17 protein-coding genes are annotated in these 17,378 nt (G+C 56.3%); 11 read left to right on the plus strand and 6 right to left on the minus strand.

What is annotated here, in order from left to right:
• Nucleotides 1-3 precede the first annotated feature (3 nt).
• From mrkD to mrkA, 4 genes are all read right to left on the minus strand, one after another.
• On the minus strand, nucleotides 4-999 hold the full coding sequence (gene mrkD, locus HMPREF1024_RS13755) for a type 3 fimbria adhesin subunit MrkD (RefSeq protein WP_009308594.1): 996 nt from the start codon (nucleotides 997-999) through the stop codon (nucleotides 4-6).
• Nucleotides 990-3,473: a type 3 fimbria usher protein MrkC gene (mrkC, locus tag HMPREF1024_RS13750; protein WP_009308595.1), complete on the minus strand. Its 2,484-nt coding sequence runs from the start codon at nucleotides 3,471-3,473 to the stop codon at nucleotides 990-992. Before mrkC ends, mrkD begins: the two co-directional genes overlap by 10 nt.
• Before the next feature lie 11 nt (nucleotides 3,474-3,484).
• Nucleotides 3,485-4,186 carry a type 3 fimbria chaperone MrkB gene (mrkB, locus tag HMPREF1024_RS13745; protein WP_000820818.1) on the minus strand — a complete coding sequence of 234 codons (702 nt, stop codon included), beginning with the start codon at nucleotides 4,184-4,186 and terminating at the stop codon, nucleotides 3,485-3,487.
• Nucleotides 4,187-4,281: 95 nt separating this feature from the next.
• A complete protein-coding gene (gene mrkA / locus HMPREF1024_RS13740; RefSeq protein WP_002916128.1) occupies nucleotides 4,282-4,890 on the minus strand; it encodes a type 3 fimbria major subunit MrkA in 609 nt (202 codons plus the stop codon).
• A gap of 705 nt (nucleotides 4,891-5,595) precedes the next feature.
• Between mrkA and HMPREF1024_RS13735 the strand changes: the two genes are divergently transcribed.
• A complete protein-coding gene (locus HMPREF1024_RS13735; protein WP_002916131.1) occupies nucleotides 5,596-5,805 on the plus strand; it encodes a DUF1471 domain-containing protein in 210 nt (69 codons plus the stop codon).
• A gap of 95 nt (nucleotides 5,806-5,900) precedes the next feature.
• Here HMPREF1024_RS13735 and HMPREF1024_RS13730 read toward each other — a convergent pair whose 3' ends face one another.
• The gene (locus HMPREF1024_RS13730; RefSeq protein WP_004900391.1) at nucleotides 5,901-6,797 is read right to left on the minus strand and encodes an EamA family transporter; all 897 of its coding nucleotides are present in this window, start codon (nucleotides 6,795-6,797) and stop codon (nucleotides 5,901-5,903) included.
• 81 nt (nucleotides 6,798-6,878) lie between these two features.
• On the opposite strand from HMPREF1024_RS13730, the gene HMPREF1024_RS13725 reads away from it, so the two are divergent.
• Nucleotides 6,879-7,385 (plus strand): MarR family winged helix-turn-helix transcriptional regulator, encoded by a 507-nt coding sequence (locus HMPREF1024_RS13725; RefSeq protein WP_002916184.1) that lies wholly within the window; start codon nucleotides 6,879-6,881, stop codon nucleotides 7,383-7,385.
• Here HMPREF1024_RS13725 and HMPREF1024_RS13720 read toward each other — a convergent pair.
• Nucleotides 7,382-8,338, minus strand: coding sequence for a nickel/cobalt transporter (locus HMPREF1024_RS13720; protein ID WP_009308596.1), 957 nt, complete (start codon nucleotides 8,336-8,338; stop codon nucleotides 7,382-7,384). The two genes, HMPREF1024_RS13725 and HMPREF1024_RS13720, sit on opposite strands and share 4 nt — an antisense overlap.
• A gap of 816 nt (nucleotides 8,339-9,154) precedes the next feature.
• Between HMPREF1024_RS13720 and HMPREF1024_RS31550 the strand changes: the two genes are divergently transcribed.
• From HMPREF1024_RS31550 to HMPREF1024_RS13680, 9 genes are all read left to right on the plus strand, one after another.
• A complete protein-coding gene (locus HMPREF1024_RS31550) occupies nucleotides 9,155-9,403 on the plus strand; it encodes a hypothetical protein (RefSeq protein WP_002916186.1) in 249 nt (82 codons plus the stop codon).
• A 150-nt stretch (nucleotides 9,404-9,553) separates the two neighbouring features.
• Nucleotides 9,554-10,159, plus strand: coding sequence for a type 1 fimbria switch DNA invertase FimB (fimB, locus tag HMPREF1024_RS13715; RefSeq protein WP_004151951.1), 606 nt, complete (start codon nucleotides 9,554-9,556; stop codon nucleotides 10,157-10,159).
• Between the two features lie 465 nt (nucleotides 10,160-10,624).
• Nucleotides 10,625-11,233 (plus strand): type 1 fimbria switch DNA invertase FimE, encoded by a 609-nt coding sequence (fimE, locus tag HMPREF1024_RS13710; protein ID WP_002916189.1) that lies wholly within the window; start codon nucleotides 10,625-10,627, stop codon nucleotides 11,231-11,233.
• A gap of 478 nt (nucleotides 11,234-11,711) precedes the next feature.
• Nucleotides 11,712-12,260 carry a type 1 fimbrial major subunit FimA gene (gene fimA, locus HMPREF1024_RS13705; RefSeq protein WP_002916190.1) on the plus strand — a complete coding sequence of 183 codons (549 nt, stop codon included), beginning with the start codon at nucleotides 11,712-11,714 and terminating at the stop codon, nucleotides 12,258-12,260.
• Between the two features lie 70 nt (nucleotides 12,261-12,330).
• Entirely contained in the window at nucleotides 12,331-12,867 is a 537-nt protein-coding gene (locus HMPREF1024_RS13700; RefSeq protein ID WP_009308598.1) for a fimbrial protein, read from the plus strand.
• Nucleotides 12,868-12,895: 28 nt separating this feature from the next.
• The gene (locus tag HMPREF1024_RS13695) at nucleotides 12,896-13,621 is read left to right on the plus strand and encodes a fimbria/pilus periplasmic chaperone (RefSeq protein ID WP_002916192.1); all 726 of its coding nucleotides are present in this window, start codon (nucleotides 12,896-12,898) and stop codon (nucleotides 13,619-13,621) included.
• Nucleotides 13,622-13,702: 81 nt separating this feature from the next.
• Nucleotides 13,703-16,315: a fimbrial biogenesis usher protein gene (locus HMPREF1024_RS13690; RefSeq protein ID WP_009308599.1), complete on the plus strand. Its 2,613-nt coding sequence runs from the start codon at nucleotides 13,703-13,705 to the stop codon at nucleotides 16,313-16,315.
• A gap of 10 nt (nucleotides 16,316-16,325) precedes the next feature.
• Entirely contained in the window at nucleotides 16,326-16,853 is a 528-nt protein-coding gene (locus HMPREF1024_RS13685) for a fimbrial protein (protein ID WP_009308600.1), read from the plus strand.
• A 27-nt stretch (nucleotides 16,854-16,880) separates the two neighbouring features.
• Complete coding sequence (locus tag HMPREF1024_RS13680) at nucleotides 16,881-17,366, plus strand: fimbrial protein (protein WP_004229447.1); 486 nt, start codon at nucleotides 16,881-16,883, stop codon at nucleotides 17,364-17,366.
• Nucleotides 17,367-17,378 lie beyond the last annotated feature (12 nt).

Here is a 17,378-nt window from a genome sequence, read left to right on the forward strand (position 1 = left end):
GTATTAATCGTACGTCAGGTTAAAGATCATATGCGACTCCACCTCGCCGGTGCTGGTCGTCGGGCCATACTGATAAAAACGCGCGTGCAGCGGTATGGTGATGTAGCGGGTCTCCTGATTATTCAAGCGGCCGACGGTGTATTTCTTATTAAACTGCAGCGGGGAGCCATCCTTCAGCACCTGGATGCCAATGCCTTTCGCCATCCCGCTGCCGGCTTTTTCATTCAGCAAGGCGCCCATGGTAGCGGTAGTGCTGGTGGCCAGGGTACCGGAGAATGAGGTGCTAATGTTGGCATATCCCGTTTCACTCAGGCCGCCGCTGCACTGCAGCTCAATATTAAAATCCTTCCCGCCCGCGGTGGTGCCAACCCCTTTCAGGTCGGTGCGCCGGATGGAACCCACATCGACATTCATATTTTTCCCGCTCAGCACCGAACAGGAGGGCGAGACCACGGTGATGGCGCTGGCGCTCAGATAGGTTTCGAGGATCGGGTTACTGCCGCTCTCCCAGTCGTAGGAGGTGTACTTACCCGCCACCAGGGTGCCGCTGCCGGTGGTTGCCGCGGTTTTGATAATCTCCAGCGTAAAGCGCGACCCTTCGAGGGAATAGTCGGTGGTGTTATATACCCGGGACGAAAAGACGTCGGGATAGACGATATTTACCGTTGCGCCGCCGCGGCTGAAACGCATGCCGATTCCCGGCACGTTGGTGGAGTAGATTTTATTTCCAAGGTCCGTGGCCCCTGGCGACACGATCTTCGCCGCGAAGCGGTTGGTGCCGGAAGTACAGCGATAGCTTGCCCCGCCGGGAGCGCTCATCGTCCAGTCGTGGGTAAGGATCACCGAGCCCACCGGCAGATCCGGGGGCACCACCACCCTGCCCACCACCATGTCCAGCATCACCGTTGGCGATGAGAGACGCGTACAGGAGGCCCAGGACGAGGTGGTTCCCAGCGCCATTAAGACGATAAAAAGCGTTAGTAATTTCCTCAGCGACATACGCTATCCTTTGTTGTTTGCTGTCCCAGATCCACCGAACACTGCCCGCCGCTCCACTTCACAATCGCGCGTTTGGCGTTCGCATCGCTGATAAACATCATGCTGCCCTGGCCGACAACGCCGATCTCCTTGCCGTCGGGGGAGAAAATACTTGCCGCAAACGGCAACGGCTCGTGGTTCGCCTGGCGCGCCTGCAGGGTGAGGTTGTTCTGCACCTTAGTGCCGAACGCGACCTTAACCACGCTGCCTTCCCACGGCACAACCTGCGCCACAGTGCGATCGAAGGCCACGTCGTCATGGCTGCCTTTCGGGTCGATTTCCACGGCGTTAATCCGGTACGGGCGCAGATACGGCAGGATGGCGTAACCATTGCTGTCCACACGGGTGCCCGGCGATCCCGGAAGCATCGCCCCGGCCGCGTCTTTGGCTTCAATCAGGGCCATCGTCGAGCCGCTTTCCGGTGAGAGCACCACGCCGCCGCTGTGGGCGATCATCGTCCCGCTGGCGCCAATGCCGCTCTGACGATAGCCTTCGCCCTGGCTGTAGCTGCCGTTGAGGGTGGTCCATGGCGTACGGTAGCTGCCGTTGAGCGCCACATCATGCTGACCGCCGGTGGCGGTGGTGGTCGACACGCCGTAGTTAAGGTTGTTTTCACTGTCCAGCGAACCGTTGATACCAATCTGCGAGCTGGCAAAGCGCGAGTTATTGAACGAGGTGTTCGACGTCAGGTTGGCGGTGCGGTTATCGCCAAACCACAGCGGGTAGCTGAAGTTGAGTGAAATACGATCGTCGCGACGATGACCGGAGCTGTCTGGCGTATAGACGCGCTGCGCGCTCGCCGACCAGGAGAGACGACCAAATGAATTGTTGTAGCTGACCTGATACTGCTTCTCGGTCCCGGAGCGGTTCCAGTAATCGGAGATACGGCCGCTGAGATAAAACCCGCCCCAGCCGTCCGGCAGGTTCTGGTTCACCGTGAAGGTCATGCCGTTTTTTTGCCGCCACAGGGTGTAGTTGCTGCGACTATTTTTTTCCTGATCGACGGCGTACAGCGCGTCGTTGAGGTTGTAATAACCTTTCGTCGAGTAGCGATACGCCGCCAACACGATGCTGGTCTGGGTATCGGTAAACATGCGGTTAAAGGTCGCGCGATAGCTCTGACCCGAGTCATCATGGGCATCGCTCTTCAACCGCGAATGGGTGACGTCAAAAGAGAGCGCGCCGATGCCGGTGTTCATCCCGGTCCCCACCAGGAAGGCCTGATAGTCGTCAAAACCGGTGACCCCGGTGTAGCCGGTCAACAGATTGTTGATCCCGTGCTGCCAGGTCGCCTGATAGAGCATCGGCTTGTTGCGCAGCGCGCTGTCGTCCACTTTACCGGCGGAGAGCGCGTAGCGGGTCATTCCCGGACGCAGCAGCTGGGCGACGGAAGCGTAAGGCACGCTAAACACTTCTACCGAGCCATCCGCTTCTTTCACCGAGACCTCAAGATCGCTGCCATAGCCGGAAGGATAGACATCCTGCAGGGTAAACGGTCCGGGCGGAACGGTGGTCTGATAGATAATATTGCTGCCCTGGCGCACGGTGACGAGGGCGTTGCTCTGCGCCACACCGCGAATTTCCGGAGCATACGAGCGCATGCCGTCCGGGAACATATTGTCATCGGTGGAAAGATTAACCCCGCGCAGACCGATGGTGTCGAAAAATTCACCATTGGTGAAAATCTGCCCGCCGCTGACGATGGAGTTGAGCTGTGGGATAGGGCGCTGGAGATAGGTCTGGTTGCTGTTCCAGTGCGCTTTACCCTGCTGCTGCCAGTTCAGGTTGCCGATGTGCTTCAGCAGCCAGCCGTCCCACGACAGACCGGCGTTGACGCCCAGATAGGCGCTGCTGTTATCCGACCCGCCTACCGAAGAGGTATGGCTGTTCCAGGCGTTCGCCATCCAGCCAAGATTGAGCGCGGTAATACCTTTGTCCCAGAACTCCGGGCTGACATAGTTTTTCAGGCGTTGATCTTCATAGATCTGCGGTACCGAAATGTTCAACCGCAGGGAGGACTGGACCAGGTTGTCTTTGACGTTTTCTTCGTTGCGCCAGGATTTGAGGCTACCGCAGTAGCCCTCCTGCTCGCTCAGCTGCGGATTGAGCTTTTCCGCCGCGATGCCATATTGGGCCAGCATCGCTTTGGTGTAGCAGACGCCCAGCCGACCATCTTTATCGCGCGCGATGCGTAAATCGTAGCGCCCTTTCCACTCGTCGTTGGTGTAGACGTCAAGGGAGTAAGTGCCTTCGGTAATCGCGCTGGTCGAAAAGCGCAACAGATCGACCTTTTCGCGACTGCCGACAATAAAGCCGTCGTTAAACTGATATACCGTTCCCGGGTTTTCCTGTCCGCTGGAAAATGGCGGAAAGCAGCACAGCGCGATGGCGATCGCGGTGCTTAATCTTCCCGGGCAGAATGACCTCTGCTTCATTAGCTTTTCCCTTATTTAACGGCCACTTTCACTGCGACATCGGCGCCATAGTCATTAATGTTGTTAACGGTCAGGGTTTCGCCGCGGTTGACGGCGGAGGAGAGCGCCACCGTCTGGCTGGACTGCGGCGCCAGCATCACGGTTTTGCTGTTCAGGGCTTTACCGCCGTCGCGGGAAATACGGCTGACGGTAATGTAGAACGGCGTCGGGTTGTTGATGGCGAGACTACTGCCGCTGGCGGTCAGGGTCAGCTTCTCGGCCGCCGCATCGCGGTTGCCCAGTCCGGCAGGACGATAAATAAATTTAAAGCGCGAACGGATCGCCAGCTGCAGCACGTTCTGGCCTTCATTTTTCTGATTGGCCACCACCGGCGGAATTTCCAGCAGATTCAGCCACCACAGCGTCTCTTTATCTTTCGCCAGACCGGCGCTGCTACCGAGCTTAATACGCAGCGTCTGGCCGCTCTTGGCGTCAACGCGCGAAATCGGCGGGGTGATAATAAACGGGGTGGTAATGGTATCCGGTGTGGCATCGGCATCGCCGTTATCCAGCCAGGCCTGCGCCAGCGCCGGACGGTCGGCGTTATTTGAAAGCTGTACCGTTATTTCTTTTTCATTTCCTGGATAAATAAAGCGGGTACCGTTAACAATAATATTGTTGGCATGGGCCGCAAAACTAAAAATGAAACAGAAAAAAAGGGCAATACGCTTCATGCTGACCTCAGAATAAAAATACAAGCGGCGGACATTGCCGCTTTATTATTGTTATTAACTGCCCCATCGCGGGGCAGTTTTATTTTCTGACGGAATTACTGGTAAGTAATTTCGTAAGTCGCGTAGCTGTTAACCACACCGGTGGTTACCGTGGTCGGCGCGCTGGTGGCGTAGCCTACGTAGTAGGTGAAACGCGCGCCATCAGCTACAGCGGAAGCGTCGCCTTTCGCTTTCGGCTGAGTGCTGTCACCCGGGATGATTTTGTTGGTCAGCGCGGTAGCGTTGTCAGTAGACAGCACCAGCTGGATGTTCTGAGCACCGGAAGCTTCGGTGTTCGCCAGGTAGCCCTGTTGTTTGCTGGTTGCGCCAGCCAGCAGGTTACCGCCGGTCCAGTTCACGCCCAGTTTGCTTACGTCATCCTGTTTAGTGCCATCAGCAGCCTGGCAGTTAGAGACGTCAATGGTGAAAGATTTCGGTTTCAGGTAAGTATCCGCTGCTGCCGCTTTAACTTCAGTCAGGGTTACCGGAGACAGGTAAACGTTCGCATCGCTGCCCTGGCCGTTAACGGAAACAGTACAGGATACATCGGTAACTTTACCGAAGAAATTAACCTGGCCGCCGCCAACAGTGGTATCAGCTGCATGGGCAGCAGTCATGCCAAAAAACGCGGTTGCCATTGCTGCAGAGAGAAGAACCTTTTTCATTGCCATTTCCTTGTCAGAGTGAATTACGAATCAATGAGCACACTGTGAATTCGCATAGAACCAGAAACATCAGGCGATGCTGATTTATGCCACTGCTAATAGAATCTTCGACTGACCGGGAGCCGCAATATTTAAGGCGTCAGGTAACGAACCTAAAAATATAAGTTCGCTGGTGCTATCGGCGTCAAAGAATGCTATTTATTCGCCGACAAATATACATTTGTTCACGTTTCATTAAGTTATATAACAGATAACCATCGACTATTAATAAACAGTCATTGATAGATGAAAACGCGAGGGTGGTTGTTTACAGCGCAGCAAGCCTAACGCCAGAGCGAGAGAAAGTGACCGCAACAGCATGCAGAAAAAGCCCTCGGAAGGCCATCGCGATAAGTCTGAATCTGCCTTTGCGGTGGTGAAAACAGCACCAAACCATTCACATAATGAATGATGAAAGCATGAATGAGGCGCATTCCTCTCCCTGAACAAGGGCAGCCCATGTGATCCCCCCTTTCAGAAACAAATCATTAATTCATTGTTTTTAAATTAAAAAATAGATAAACGATCATGTTTACGCCATCAAACCGCCATAAAAATGTGATCTAAATCGCACTTTTTGCCACGCACGTTATAGTTAGCAGGCTTATTATAAGTCCATCGAAAGCAAACATACTTTCCACCATAAAAGTTAAAAGGACAAACACCATGAAAAACGTAAAATTACTCGCCGCTGCCGGTATGCTCTCCCTGGTCTCTTTCGCTAGCTTCGCTCATCCGGTGAGCGTGACAGCAGACACCCTGGACAGCGCAGAAGCGAAAATCGCAACCATTGCGAAAGAACAAGGCGCTTCCTATCACATTACCGAAGCGTACACCGGCAACCAGGTCCATATGACCGCCGAGCTGTCTAAATAAGCGAATGGTTGCAGAGGGAGCTGCCGGACAGGCCGCCTGCGGGTGGCTGGTCTGGCTCCCGCCGCCCACCCCGCACGCAGCAATGTCGAGCCCCGTTACGGGGCTTTTTTCGTTTTTGCTCCCGCCGCCTGACGCGCCAGCGCGAGCTGGATAGACAGCACGCTCGCCAGCACCACGATCAATCCCATCAGCGCCATCCCCTGGATCTTTTGTCCGAGGAATATCCATCCCAGTACCACGGCGGTCACCGGGCTCAGCAGACTCATCGCCGACACGGCCACCGGTGAGAGGCGGCCAATCCCCCGAAACCACAGGCCATAGGCCAGCATGGCGCCCGCCAGGCACAGCCACAGATAGCCGGCCGCCTGCAGCACTGTTACCTGATGCAAAGGAGGGTCAACGATCAGCGCCACCGGGGCCAGCACCACCCCACCGATCGTCAGCTGCCAGCCGGTCAGCGCGACGATCGGCAGGGAGAGCGCCCAGCGCCGGGAAAGCCAGGTGCCCAGCGCCATACTGATCGCCCCGAGAAACGCCGCGCCGATGCCCAGCGGGTCGAGGACGGTGTGCGGCGACAGCAGCAGCATGGCCATACCGAGTATGCCGGCGATGGCGGAGAACACCGCCAGCCAGGGCGAGCGCTGCCGGTCGACACACCAGGCGAGGAGCATCACCAGCAGCGGCTGGATCGCGCCGATCACCGCCGCCAGCCCGCCGGGTAAGCGATAGGCGGCGATAAACAACAGCGCCTGAAACGCGCCGATATTTAAGATGCCGGTAACGATCAGCTTTGCCCATTCGCCGCGTTGCGGAAAACGACGGCTCCAGATCAGCAGGGCGATACCTGCCGGCAGCACCCTCAGCAGCGCAGCAATAAATGGGCGGTCAGGGGGCAGAAACTGGGAGGTGACAATGTAGGTCGTCCCCCAGATAGCGGGCGCCAGCGCGGTGAGCAGCAGGTCGAGAATCAGATTACGTGAGAGAAAAGCCATGATTTTATCTTCACTTCAAGGTAAATTAGTGAGTGAAGTATGTACCGCCAAGTATCTTGGTATCAAGACAAGTGAGCACTAATGGACAAATCACCGCCGATCGACGCCGTGGATCGCATCCTCGCCCAGTGGCAGCGGGAGCGGCCAGACCTCGACTGCAGCCCCATGGGGCCGATAGGTCGCCTGAAACGATGCGCTATGCTGCTGGAGCCGCAGGTGGAAGTGGCCTTTACGCGCCACGATCTGGTGCGCTGGGAGTTTGACATGCTGGCGACGCTGCGGCGCGCCGGGGCGCCTTTCGTACTTTCGCCCACCCAGCTCTTCTCCACGCTGATGATTACCTCCGGCACCATGACCCATCGTCTGAAGGCGCTGGAGAAACGCGGGTTTATTACCCGCCTGCCCAATCCGGAGGATGCCCGCAGTATGCTGGTCGCCCTGACTTCCGCCGGACGCGAACGGATCGATGCCGCAGTGGAAACCCACGTCGACAACGAACGGCAACTGCTGGCAGGACTCAGTGACGGTGAACGCCAGCAGTTGGATCAGGCGCTGCGGGTGTTGATGCGACTGCTGGAAACGGGCTAACAGCCTGCGGCGATAAAGTCGCCGTTGGCGCTGATCGGCACCACGCTGAAAAACAATCCCACGGCAAAGAGGATCAGCGCCAGACCGCCGAGGATCTTCATCAGCGGAACCAGCCAGGGCCGCGGGCGGTGATTCGTGGCCAATCGTTTGACCGTCCGATGGCGCGCATAGTGAACCAGTAGCGACAGACCGAGGATCGAGAGCGCGGTGCCCAGCGCCATGCTCATCACCGCGGCGATGCCCCAGCTAACAATCCCCAACGCATTGGCGAATAATAAAATCATGATCGCCCCGCTACAGGGCCGAACGCCGATAGCCAGCACCACGCCAAGGCGCGTCTTCCAGTCAGCGCCCTGCAGATCCTGCCCCACGCCGTGATGGCCGCAGCCGCACGAGGCGTCATGCTGATGCGCTGGCGTCAGACGGCGAATCACCTGTTTTGTCGGCCACAGGCTTTGCAGAGCGCGAAAGATAACATAAGCCCCAAAGACGCCGATGGTCAGGGCGCTGATCTTCTCGACGTACCAGCGGCTGGCGCTAAGATCGCTGGCGGCCAGATTCAGCCCCACCGCAAGAATAAAGACGAAGAGTATCGCAGTGACGCCCTGCAACAGGCTGCCGAGAAAGGGCACCACCCGCGCCGCCGTCAGGCTCTCCTGATTGGTGCTCAGGTAGGTCGTCACGATAAATTTACCGTGTCCCGGTCCGACGGCGTGCAGCACGCCATAGAGAAAGGCCCCCACCAGCAGCCAGATACCGCCGCTGTACTGATGGTTATTCAGCAACAGAAGGTACATCACCAGATAGCGATGCAGGGTAATTTGGGTGGCGAGACACCACTGGAGAAAGTCACCCCAGTGGCTGCGCAAGGTGATAGCGGCGGCCAGCAGTAGAAGGCCGCCGCACCCGGCCGCCAGCAGGCGCCAGTCGCGGAGCGCAATCGGAGTCGTCATCGTTATACCATTGTAGTAAACGTAAACCGCCTGACAGCAACTTTACGACAGGCGAGCGAAGGCGGCAGCGCTGAAGGGTGAGGAATTTGTCGAAGCTGTTCACGGGATTGTTCGTAGTCACCAGGCTCCGCATTATCTACCGATCGCTATCTTCCCGACACCGTATTAGCGCAGAATGCCTCAATATCTTGAGCATACCACAGCTATATCTTTTTATGCGTTATTGGTTACCAATACCTTTTAACAGGAATAATTACTCAAAAAATCACAGATAAAAATAAATAAGTTATTTCTTGGCGAGCATTTTTTGTCAGTTATTATGCTGCGCTTCCGGCAAGAATATTCTTTAACTGCTATTTATTGTACTCTTCAGCAGGATCACTCCCATGAAAAGAGGCTTACTTACCTGGTTACTGCTGCCATCGCTTTCCGTACAGGCCACCTGGCGCAGCGACAAGCGCCAGGAGGCACGTGACGAAAAGTGGTGAACCGGCAGGCTTCGGCGTATCCTGGATGTGAGTCCTTCCCGCGCCGAAGCGAGCATTCCAACCCGCCGCCAGACCGTGTCGCAATACTTACCTGTCCTCTATACCTCCCATTGATATCTTCCTGTATACGTTGACCGTGACGAGTTTTCATCTCATTCAACCGCATGTACCAGATTAAGCTTACCCGTTGAAATACGGCGTAATGTGCTCTATTACAGACAATGCTATTATCACCAGGCTTTTTGCAGTATGGTTTAATCACTGTTGTAGTTTTGCAGTGAATGCTATCCAGACGACTTAAGGTTGTATTTTGTCTGAGAAATTTCTCATGCCATTCCCGAAGGTTGTCGGCGAGGGAGGCTGGTTTACTGGGGTGACATTGCCCAGTAAACAGGCAATCAATCATGACGGCATTGATAGCCGCCTTGCCGTGGCCGGAAGCCCAAGCCTTCATCATCATGCGGGTATCATCAAGAGGATCAGGGATGTACAGGACGTGGAAACCCCCAGGAAAGATTCATCAGTTCAGCCAGCTCACCCTTTCTTTACCCTTCAGATCGCGGCCTCTTATCGTTAGCAATGGAGCTAGCCCATGATACCGCTCGCACTCGTAGCAAATTAAAACGTTATCACCACGCTGTTTCAAAATAAAAAGGCAGTCAAATTTAACAATGACCTGACGCAGGCTCGGAAAACCAAAAATATGCCTGCAATAAAAGGGAAAACCATGACGAATAACGCCGACATAAAAAAAAGGAACTTCCTGACTCAGAATGAAATTGAGTCTTTACTTAAAGCGGCCGATACCGGTCCTTATGCTGCACGTAATTATTGCCTGACGTTACTGTGCTTCATCCATGGTCTGCGCGCCAGCGAGATCTGTCGTCTACGAATATCGGATATCGACCTTGCTGCCCGATGTGTTTACATCCATCGGCTTAAAAAAGGGTTTTCGACTACCCACCCGTTGCTGGATAAAGAGATCTACGCCCTAAAGCGCTGGCTGGCCATTCGCAGCAGCTGGCCGCAGGCCGCCAGCGAATGGCTATTTCTCTCCCGCAAAGGTAATCCCCTTTCCCGCCAACAGTTTTATCAGATTATCGCGTCCTCAGGGGGACTGGCGGGGCTGCCACTGGAGATCCACCCGCACATGCTGCGGCACTCCTGTGGCTTTGCGTTGGCGAATATGGGGATCGATACCCGCTTGATTCAGGATTATCTCGGGCATCGCAATATCCGCCACACCGTCTGGTATACCGCCAGCAATGCGGGACGCTTCTATGGCATCTGGGACAATCCCCGTGACAAACAGCGATCGTCGCTGATCCAATAGCCTTGACGCCATGGATGGCGTTGTATCGCGATCGGTCGACAAATTAAAATATTCATGATTATTAACCCTGCATTAATTAGGATTACTGTTCCCACAAGTTCTTATTTAATCCTTATGACTGAGAGTTAATATAACCCTGCGTTTACTCAGGAATAAGGCTGGGTATTTATTGGTGGGAAAAAATTACCGCGGCTGTGTTTTTAATAGCGGCTGGTAATGAAAAATATCCTTTCATTTTATATACCTGGCGGCAACCCGCGCAGATACTATTGAGCCGATGATTAAAATCTTTAAAATTAAGAATTATCACCCGACGATATTTTTAGTGTCTGGCAATGTAATATGTTATCAATTCGTGATTAATCATCTTCACCCTGTACCGTTTTAGCATTACAGAACCTTTCTCGTCATGGCGTATGGTTTCGCTGTGACGGTCATTCATACCTATTTTCAGGAGCAACTATTGTGAACCGACGTCGTTTTCTAACCGCCAAAGAAGTTCAGGCCATGATGCAGGCTGCTCGTCAGGGCCCTACCGGCGAACGGGACTACTGCCTCATTCTGCTGGCCTTTCGCCATGGCATGCGCATTAGCGAACTGCTGGATCTGCATTATCACGATCTGGATCTCCATGAAGGGCGGGTTAATGTGCGGCGATTAAAGAATGGTTTTTCGACGATTCATCCACTGCGTTTTGATGAGCGCGAGGCGATTGAGCGCTGGAGCCTGGTCCGTGCCGGCTGGAAAGCGGCGGACAAAACGGACGCACTGTTTATCTCCCGCCGCGGCACCGCGCTCTCCCGCCAGCAGGCGTATCGTATTATTCGCTCCGCCGGGGAAAATGCGGGTACCGTCACGCACACTCACCCCCATATGCTGCGTCACGCCTGCGGCTATGAACTGGCGGAAAGAGGGACAGATACGCGTTTGATACAGGATTATCTAGGACATCGCAATATTCGTCACACAGTACGTTACACCGCCAGTAATGCGGCACGTTTCGCTGGCATCTGGGAAAGAAATAATCTTTTAGAGGAAAAAGACCAGAAGACGAAAAATGAAATAACAGATTGATTTTAAAGAATTAAAAAATAACGAACAGGTCAATTGGGGCCAAACTGTTTATATCATAAAAATGTTTTGACATATTTTGCAACTCACTGCGCCATATTTCCGCAAAAAAAATCATATCTCATTGATTATTATCTATTTTTAAACCTGCAATTACTCAATTTTCTCTAACCATATCTCTGCTGCACCGGCGATCCGTCGCCAACGCCATCGCTATTCCTTTCGCACCCCCTCCCACCACACCAGATTATATTACCATAAAAACCAAATTTAGCAGAATTTAAAACCACAGAATACCAGGTTGACACAAAATACAGATCATTTATCCCAACGAGTCAAAATGGCCCCAATTGTCTCATCGGTTGGGCGAAAACTGTGCAGAGCCGGCAGCCGGACCACTCGGCTGAAATCTGAAATGCCTGGAAGGCACAACGGCTGCCAATCCGGTTCGTTATTTCGACATCGTTCAAAGGAAAACAGTATGAAAATCAAAACACTGGCAATGATTGTTGTGTCAGCCCTGTCACTGAGCTCCACGGCAGCTCTGGCCGATACCACCACGGTCAACGGCGGGACCGTGCATTTTAAAGGAGAAGTCGTTAATGCGGCCTGTGCGGTGGATGCCGGCTCTATCGATCAAACCGTTCAGTTAGGCCAGGTGCGTTCCGCGAAACTGGCCACGGCGGGGAGCACCAGTTCGGCCGTCGGTTTCAACATCCAGCTGGATGATTGCGACACTACGGTAGCCACCAAAGCGTCCGTCGCCTTCGCCGGTACGGCCATCGACAGCAGCAATACCACCGTTCTGGCCCTGCAAAACTCTGCCGCCGGCAGCGCAACCAACGTCGGCGTGCAGATCCTCGACAATACCGGTACGCCACTGGCACTGGACGGCGCCACCTTCAGTGCTGCGACCACGCTGAATGACGGCCCCAACATCATCCCGTTCCAGGCACGTTACTACGCGACCGGCGCAGCGACGGCTGGTATAGCGAACGCGGATGCCACGTTCAAAGTGCAGTACGAGTAAGACCCGAGTCAGGCAGGGAAGCTATTCGGGCCAGGAGGGCCCGCTCTCTATTTTCAACCGGAGTGAAACGATGCAGGGAATGAAATCTGGTCTGCTGCTGCTACTGCCTCCGCTGGCGCTGGCCGGTAATCATTGGAACGTCACGCTGCCGGGGGGCAGCATGCGTTTTCAGGGCCTGATAATGGCGAGCTCCTGCCGCGTCGAAGCCGGCGATCGGCAGATGACGGTCAATCTGGGGCAGATCAGCAGTAATCGATTTCATGCTGTCGGCGAAGACAGCAACCCAATCCCTTTCGCGATTCATTTACAGGATTGCAGTACGGCGGTCAGCCAGCATGTGGGTGTGACCTTTCACGGCGTGGCTGATGGAAAAAAACCCGACGTGCTGTCGGTGGGTGAAGGTCCGGGGATCGCCAGTGGGATCGGTATTGCGCTATTCGACAGCCAGGGCCAGCAGCTCCCGCTCAATCGTCCAGCGGATCGCTGGATATCACTCTACCGCGGACCGACGACGCTAAATTTCGTCGCCAAATATCGGGCGACCGGACGCCAGGTCACCGGCGGTGCAGCCAATGCCCAGGCCTGGTTCTCATTGACCTATCAGTAATTAATCCGCAGACAAACAGGACAACACGGTGAGCAGACAAGGAGATAATGTGAGAAAAACGGCAACGATGGCGCATGGCTTACTGGCAGGATGTGTGCTTTTCGCCGCCAGTATCTTTAGCGCCAGCGCGCAGGCGGGCGTTGCGCTTGGCGCGACCCGGGTTATCTACCCGGCGGGACAGAAGCAGGTCCAGCTCGCGGTGACCAATAATGATGACAACAGTACCTGGCTTATTCAGTCATGGGTGGAAAATGCCGATGGTCAGCGAGACGGCCGGTTTGTCATCACTCCTCCGCTGTTTGCCATGCAGGGTAAAAAAGAGAACACCCTGCGCATTATCGACGCCACCAATAACCAGCTGCCGCAGGATCGGGAAAGTCTGTTCTGGATGAACGTGAAGGCGATCCCTTCGATGGATAAATCAAAGCTCAGCGACAATACCCTGCAGCTGGCGATTATCAGCCGCATCAAGCTCTACTACCGTCCGGGAAAACTGGCCCTGCCTCCGGATCAAGCGGCGGAAAAGCTGACCTTTAGCCGTAGCGGATCGTCGCTGACGCTGACGAACCCCACCCCCTATTACCTGACGGTGACCGAACTGAACGCCGGGACACGCATTCTGGAGAACGCCCTCGTACCGCCGATGGGCAAAACCAGCGTCAAGCTACCCGCGGATGCCGGGAACACCATCACCTATCGCACGATTAATGATTACGGCGCGCTGACGCCGAAAATGAATGGCGTGCTGCGCTAACCCAGAAGCGCCCCGCCGCGCGGGACACGCTGCGCATGACCAGAAGCAATGACAGCCGGGCAACGTCGGACCGGAGGGATAATGTCACATCGGAAATATGGACTGGATCATTTAGGTTGCCGAACTGCCCGGCGCCTGGTATCTCCGGCGCTGGCGCTGTGGCTCTGCTCACAGCCGTTTGCCGCGCGGGCGGACCTCTATTTTAACCCCCGCTTTTTAGCTGACGATCCGGCGGCGGTGGCTGACCTGTCGGGATTTGAAAAAGGCCAGGAGGTTCCGCCAGGCACCTATCGCGTCGATATTTATCTCAACAATGGTTTTATGACCACCCGGGACGTCACCTTCCAGGCCGATGCCCAAGGTCACGGTCTGTCACCCTGCCTGACGCGCGGCCAGCTGGCGAGCATGGGTGTGGATACCGGTCGGGTGCCAGGCATGGCGACGCTGGACAGCACGGCCTGCGTGCCGCTGACCACGCTTATCAGCGAAGCTACCACGCGCTTCGACGTCGGACAGCAACGCCTGTACCTCACCGTCCCCCAGGCATTTATGGGTAACCATGCGCGCGGCTATATTCCGCCGGAGCTGTGGGATAACGGTATCACCGCCGGGCTGATTAACTATAACTTCACGGGCAATAACGCCCATAACACCACAGGTGGCAGCAGCCGTTACGCCTATCTGAATCTACAGAGCGGCCTGAACATTGGCGCCTGGCGTCTGCGCGATAACAGCACCTGGAGCTACAGCAGCGGCGGTAGCACCTCATCCAACGAGAATCGCTGGCAGCACGTTAACAGCTGGCTTGAGCGGGACATCACACCTCTGCGTTCGCGACTCACCCTAGGGGACAGCTACACCAACGGCGATGTATTCGACGGGATCAACTTCCGCGGCGCCCAGCTGGCCTCCGACGACAATATGCTACCGGACAGCCAGAAAGGCTTTGCGCCGGTGATCCACGGGATCGCCCGCGGCACGGCGCAGGTGTCAATCAGGCAAAACGGCTACGAAATCTATCAGAGCACAGTGCCGCCGGGACCATTTACCATCGACGATCTCTACGCCGCGGGCAATGGCGGCGATCTGCAGGTCACGATCAAAGAAGCGGATGGCTCCCGCCAGGTCTTCAGCGTGCCCTGGTCAACGGTGCCGGTTCTCCAGCGTGAAGGCCATACCCGCTTCGCCCTCACCGCCGGGGAGTACCGCAGCGGCAACAGTCAGCAGGAAACGCCCGATTTTTTCCAGGGCACGGCCATGCATGGCCTGCCGGCAGGCTGGACGCTCTACGGCGGCACCCAGCTGGCAGACCGCTATCGCGCCTTTAACCTTGGGGTGGGGAAAAACATGGGCTATTTCGGCGCCCTGTCGCTGGATATCACTCAGGCCAACGCCACCCTGGCTGACGACAGCGAACATCAGGGGCAGTCGGTGCGTTTTCTCTATAACAAATCCCTGGATGAGACCGGCACCAACCTGCAGCTGGTGGGCTACCGCTACTCTACCCGCGGCTATTATAACTTTGCCGATACCACTTACCGCCGGATGAGCGGCTACAGTGTGGAAACCCAGGACGGCGTTATCCAGGTAAAACCGAAATTTACCGACTACTACAATCTGGCTTACAGCAAGCGCGGCAAGGTGCAGCTGAGCGTGACTCAGCAGTTGGGGCGCACCGCCACCCTCTATCTCAGCGGTAGCCACCAGACTTACTGGGGCACCGACGATGCCGATGAGCAGCTGCAGGCCGGCCTCAACGCCGCCGTGGACGATATCAACTGGTCGCTAAGCTACAGCCTGACAAAAAACGCCTGGCAGCAGGGGCGCGATCAAATGCTGGCGATCAATATCAATATCCCCTTCAGCCACTGGCTGCGTTCCGACAGCCGCTCGGTCTGGCGGCACGCCAGCGCCAGCTACAGCCTGTCGCACGATCTCAATGGCCGCATGACCAATCTGGCAGGCCTGTACGGCACCCTGCTGGAAGACAACAACCTCAGCTATAGCGTGCAGACCGGCTATGCCGGCGGCGGCAACGGCGACAACGGGAGCACAGGCTACACCGCCCTCAACTACCGCGGCGGCTACGGCAACGCCAACGTCGGCTACAGCCGCAGCGATGGCTTTAAACAGCTCTATTACGGGGTCAGCGGCGGCGTGCTGGCGCACGCCAACGGCATCACCCTTAGCCAACCGTTAAACGATACCGTGGTGCTGGTGAAAGCCCCCGGCGCCGGCGGCGTGAAAGTGGAAAACCAGACCGGGGTACGCACCGACTGGCGCGGGTATGCCGTCCTGCCTTATGCCACTGAGTATCGTGAAAACCGGATCGCGCTGGATACCAACACCCTGGCGGACAATGTCGACCTTGACGATGCGGTGGTCAGCGTGGTGCCCACCCATGGGGCGATTGTCCGCGCCAACTTTAACGCCCAGGTGGGGATGAAGATCCTGATGACGCTGACCCATCGCGGCAAACCGGTGCCGTTTGGCGCCCTCGCCACCGGCGACAGCAACCAGAGCGGCAGCATCGTCGCGGACAACGGCCAGGTCTACCTGAGCGGGATGCCGCTGGCGGGCAAAGTGCGGGTGAAATGGGGCGATGGCCCGGACGCTCAGTGCGTGGCCGATTACCGTCTGCCGCCGGAGAGCCAGCAGCAGGCGCTCAGTCAGCTTTCGGTCGCGTGCCGCTAAGGAGATCATGATGAGAACACTGCAGTATCTGCTGGGCACCCTGTTCACCCTGGGCGCACCGGCTGCGCTTGCCGCCGATAGCACGATCACCATCAGCGGCTATGTCCGCGATAACGCCTGCGCGGTAGCCGGCGAATCGAAGGATTTTACTGTCGATTTACAGGATAACGCCGCGAAGCAGTTTTATGCCGTTGGGGCGACGACGCCGCCGGTGCCGTTCCGCATCGTGCTGTCGCCCTGCGGCACTTCCGTCACCGCGGTGAAGGTCGGTTTCACCGGCGTGGCGGACAGCATCAACACCAGCCTGTTAAAACTCGATGCCGGGGCCTCGGCGGCGGCAGGAATGGGGGTGGAAATTCTCGATCAGCAGCAGTCCCGGCTGCCGGTCAATGCGCCGTCATCCACCATGACCTGGACCACGCTGACCCCGGGCCAGACCAATATTCTCAACTTTTACGCCCGGCTGATGGCCACTCAGGTGCCCGTCACCGCCGGGCATGTCAATGCGACAGCGACATTCACCCTGGAATTTCAGTAAGCGGAGGCTGAAATGAAATGGACTCATGTGGGCTGGCTGCTGGCCGGCCTGTTAACCGCGAGCGCTTCCCTGCGGGCGGCCGACGTCACTCTCACCGTCAACGGCAAGGTGGTGGCCAGACCCTGCACGGTTTCCACCGTCAATGCCACCGTCGAGCTGGGCGATCTCTATACCTTTAGCCTGATCGGTGCGGGCTCGGCATCGGCCTGGCACAGCGTGGCGCTGGATCTGAGCAACTGCCCCGTGGGTACTTCACGGGTGAAAGCCACCTTCAGCGGAACGGCGGACAGCACCGGCTATTACAAAAACCAGGGAACGGCGGGCAATATTCAGCTCGAACTGCAGAACGAGGACGGCACCACGCTGAACAATGGCAGCAGCCAGTCGGTACAGGTGGATGAGGCCAGCCAGTCCGCTCGCTTCCCGCTGCAGGTCAGGGCGCTGTCCGTCAACGGCGGCGCCACGCAAGGCACCATTCAGGCGGTGATTAACGTCACCTATACCTACGCCTGAGCCAGGAGAGCA

This window comes from Klebsiella sp. 4_1_44FAA (assembly GCF_000238715.1).
GTDB classification, from domain to species: Bacteria; Pseudomonadota; Gammaproteobacteria; order Enterobacterales; family Enterobacteriaceae; genus Klebsiella; species Klebsiella pneumoniae.

Excerpts from the sequence above, each read along its gene's own strand:
- mrkD (WP_009308594.1), bottom strand. The coding sequence starts at position 999 with ATGTCGCTGAGGAAATTACTAACGCTTTTTATCGTCTTAATGGCGCTG.
- HMPREF1024_RS13720 (WP_009308596.1), bottom strand. The coding sequence starts at position 8,338 with ATGACGACTCCGATTGCGCTCCGCGACTGGCGCCTGCTGGCGGCCGGG.
- mrkA (WP_002916128.1), bottom strand. The coding sequence starts at position 4,890 with ATGAAAAAGGTTCTTCTCTCTGCAGCAATGGCAACCGCGTTTTTTGGC.
- HMPREF1024_RS13700 (WP_009308598.1), top strand. The coding sequence starts at position 12,331 with ATGCAGGGAATGAAATCTGGTCTGCTGCTGCTACTGCCTCCGCTGGCG.
- HMPREF1024_RS13730 (WP_004900391.1), bottom strand. The coding sequence starts at position 6,797 with ATGGCTTTTCTCTCACGTAATCTGATTCTCGACCTGCTGCTCACCGCG.
- HMPREF1024_RS13725 (WP_002916184.1), top strand. The coding sequence starts at position 6,879 with ATGGACAAATCACCGCCGATCGACGCCGTGGATCGCATCCTCGCCCAG.
- HMPREF1024_RS13735 (WP_002916131.1), top strand. The coding sequence starts at position 5,596 with ATGAAAAACGTAAAATTACTCGCCGCTGCCGGTATGCTCTCCCTGGTC.
- mrkC (WP_009308595.1), bottom strand. The coding sequence starts at position 3,473 with ATGAAGCAGAGGTCATTCTGCCCGGGAAGATTAAGCACCGCGATCGCC.
- fimA (WP_002916190.1), top strand. The coding sequence starts at position 11,712 with ATGAAAATCAAAACACTGGCAATGATTGTTGTGTCAGCCCTGTCACTG.
- HMPREF1024_RS31550 (WP_002916186.1), top strand. The coding sequence starts at position 9,155 with ATGCCATTCCCGAAGGTTGTCGGCGAGGGAGGCTGGTTTACTGGGGTG.
- mrkB (WP_000820818.1), bottom strand. The coding sequence starts at position 4,186 with ATGAAGCGTATTGCCCTTTTTTTCTGTTTCATTTTTAGTTTTGCGGCC.
- HMPREF1024_RS13690 (WP_009308599.1), top strand. The coding sequence starts at position 13,703 with ATGTCACATCGGAAATATGGACTGGATCATTTAGGTTGCCGAACTGCC.
- HMPREF1024_RS13685 (WP_009308600.1), top strand. The coding sequence starts at position 16,326 with ATGAGAACACTGCAGTATCTGCTGGGCACCCTGTTCACCCTGGGCGCA.
- fimB (WP_004151951.1), top strand. The coding sequence starts at position 9,554 with ATGACGAATAACGCCGACATAAAAAAAAGGAACTTCCTGACTCAGAAT.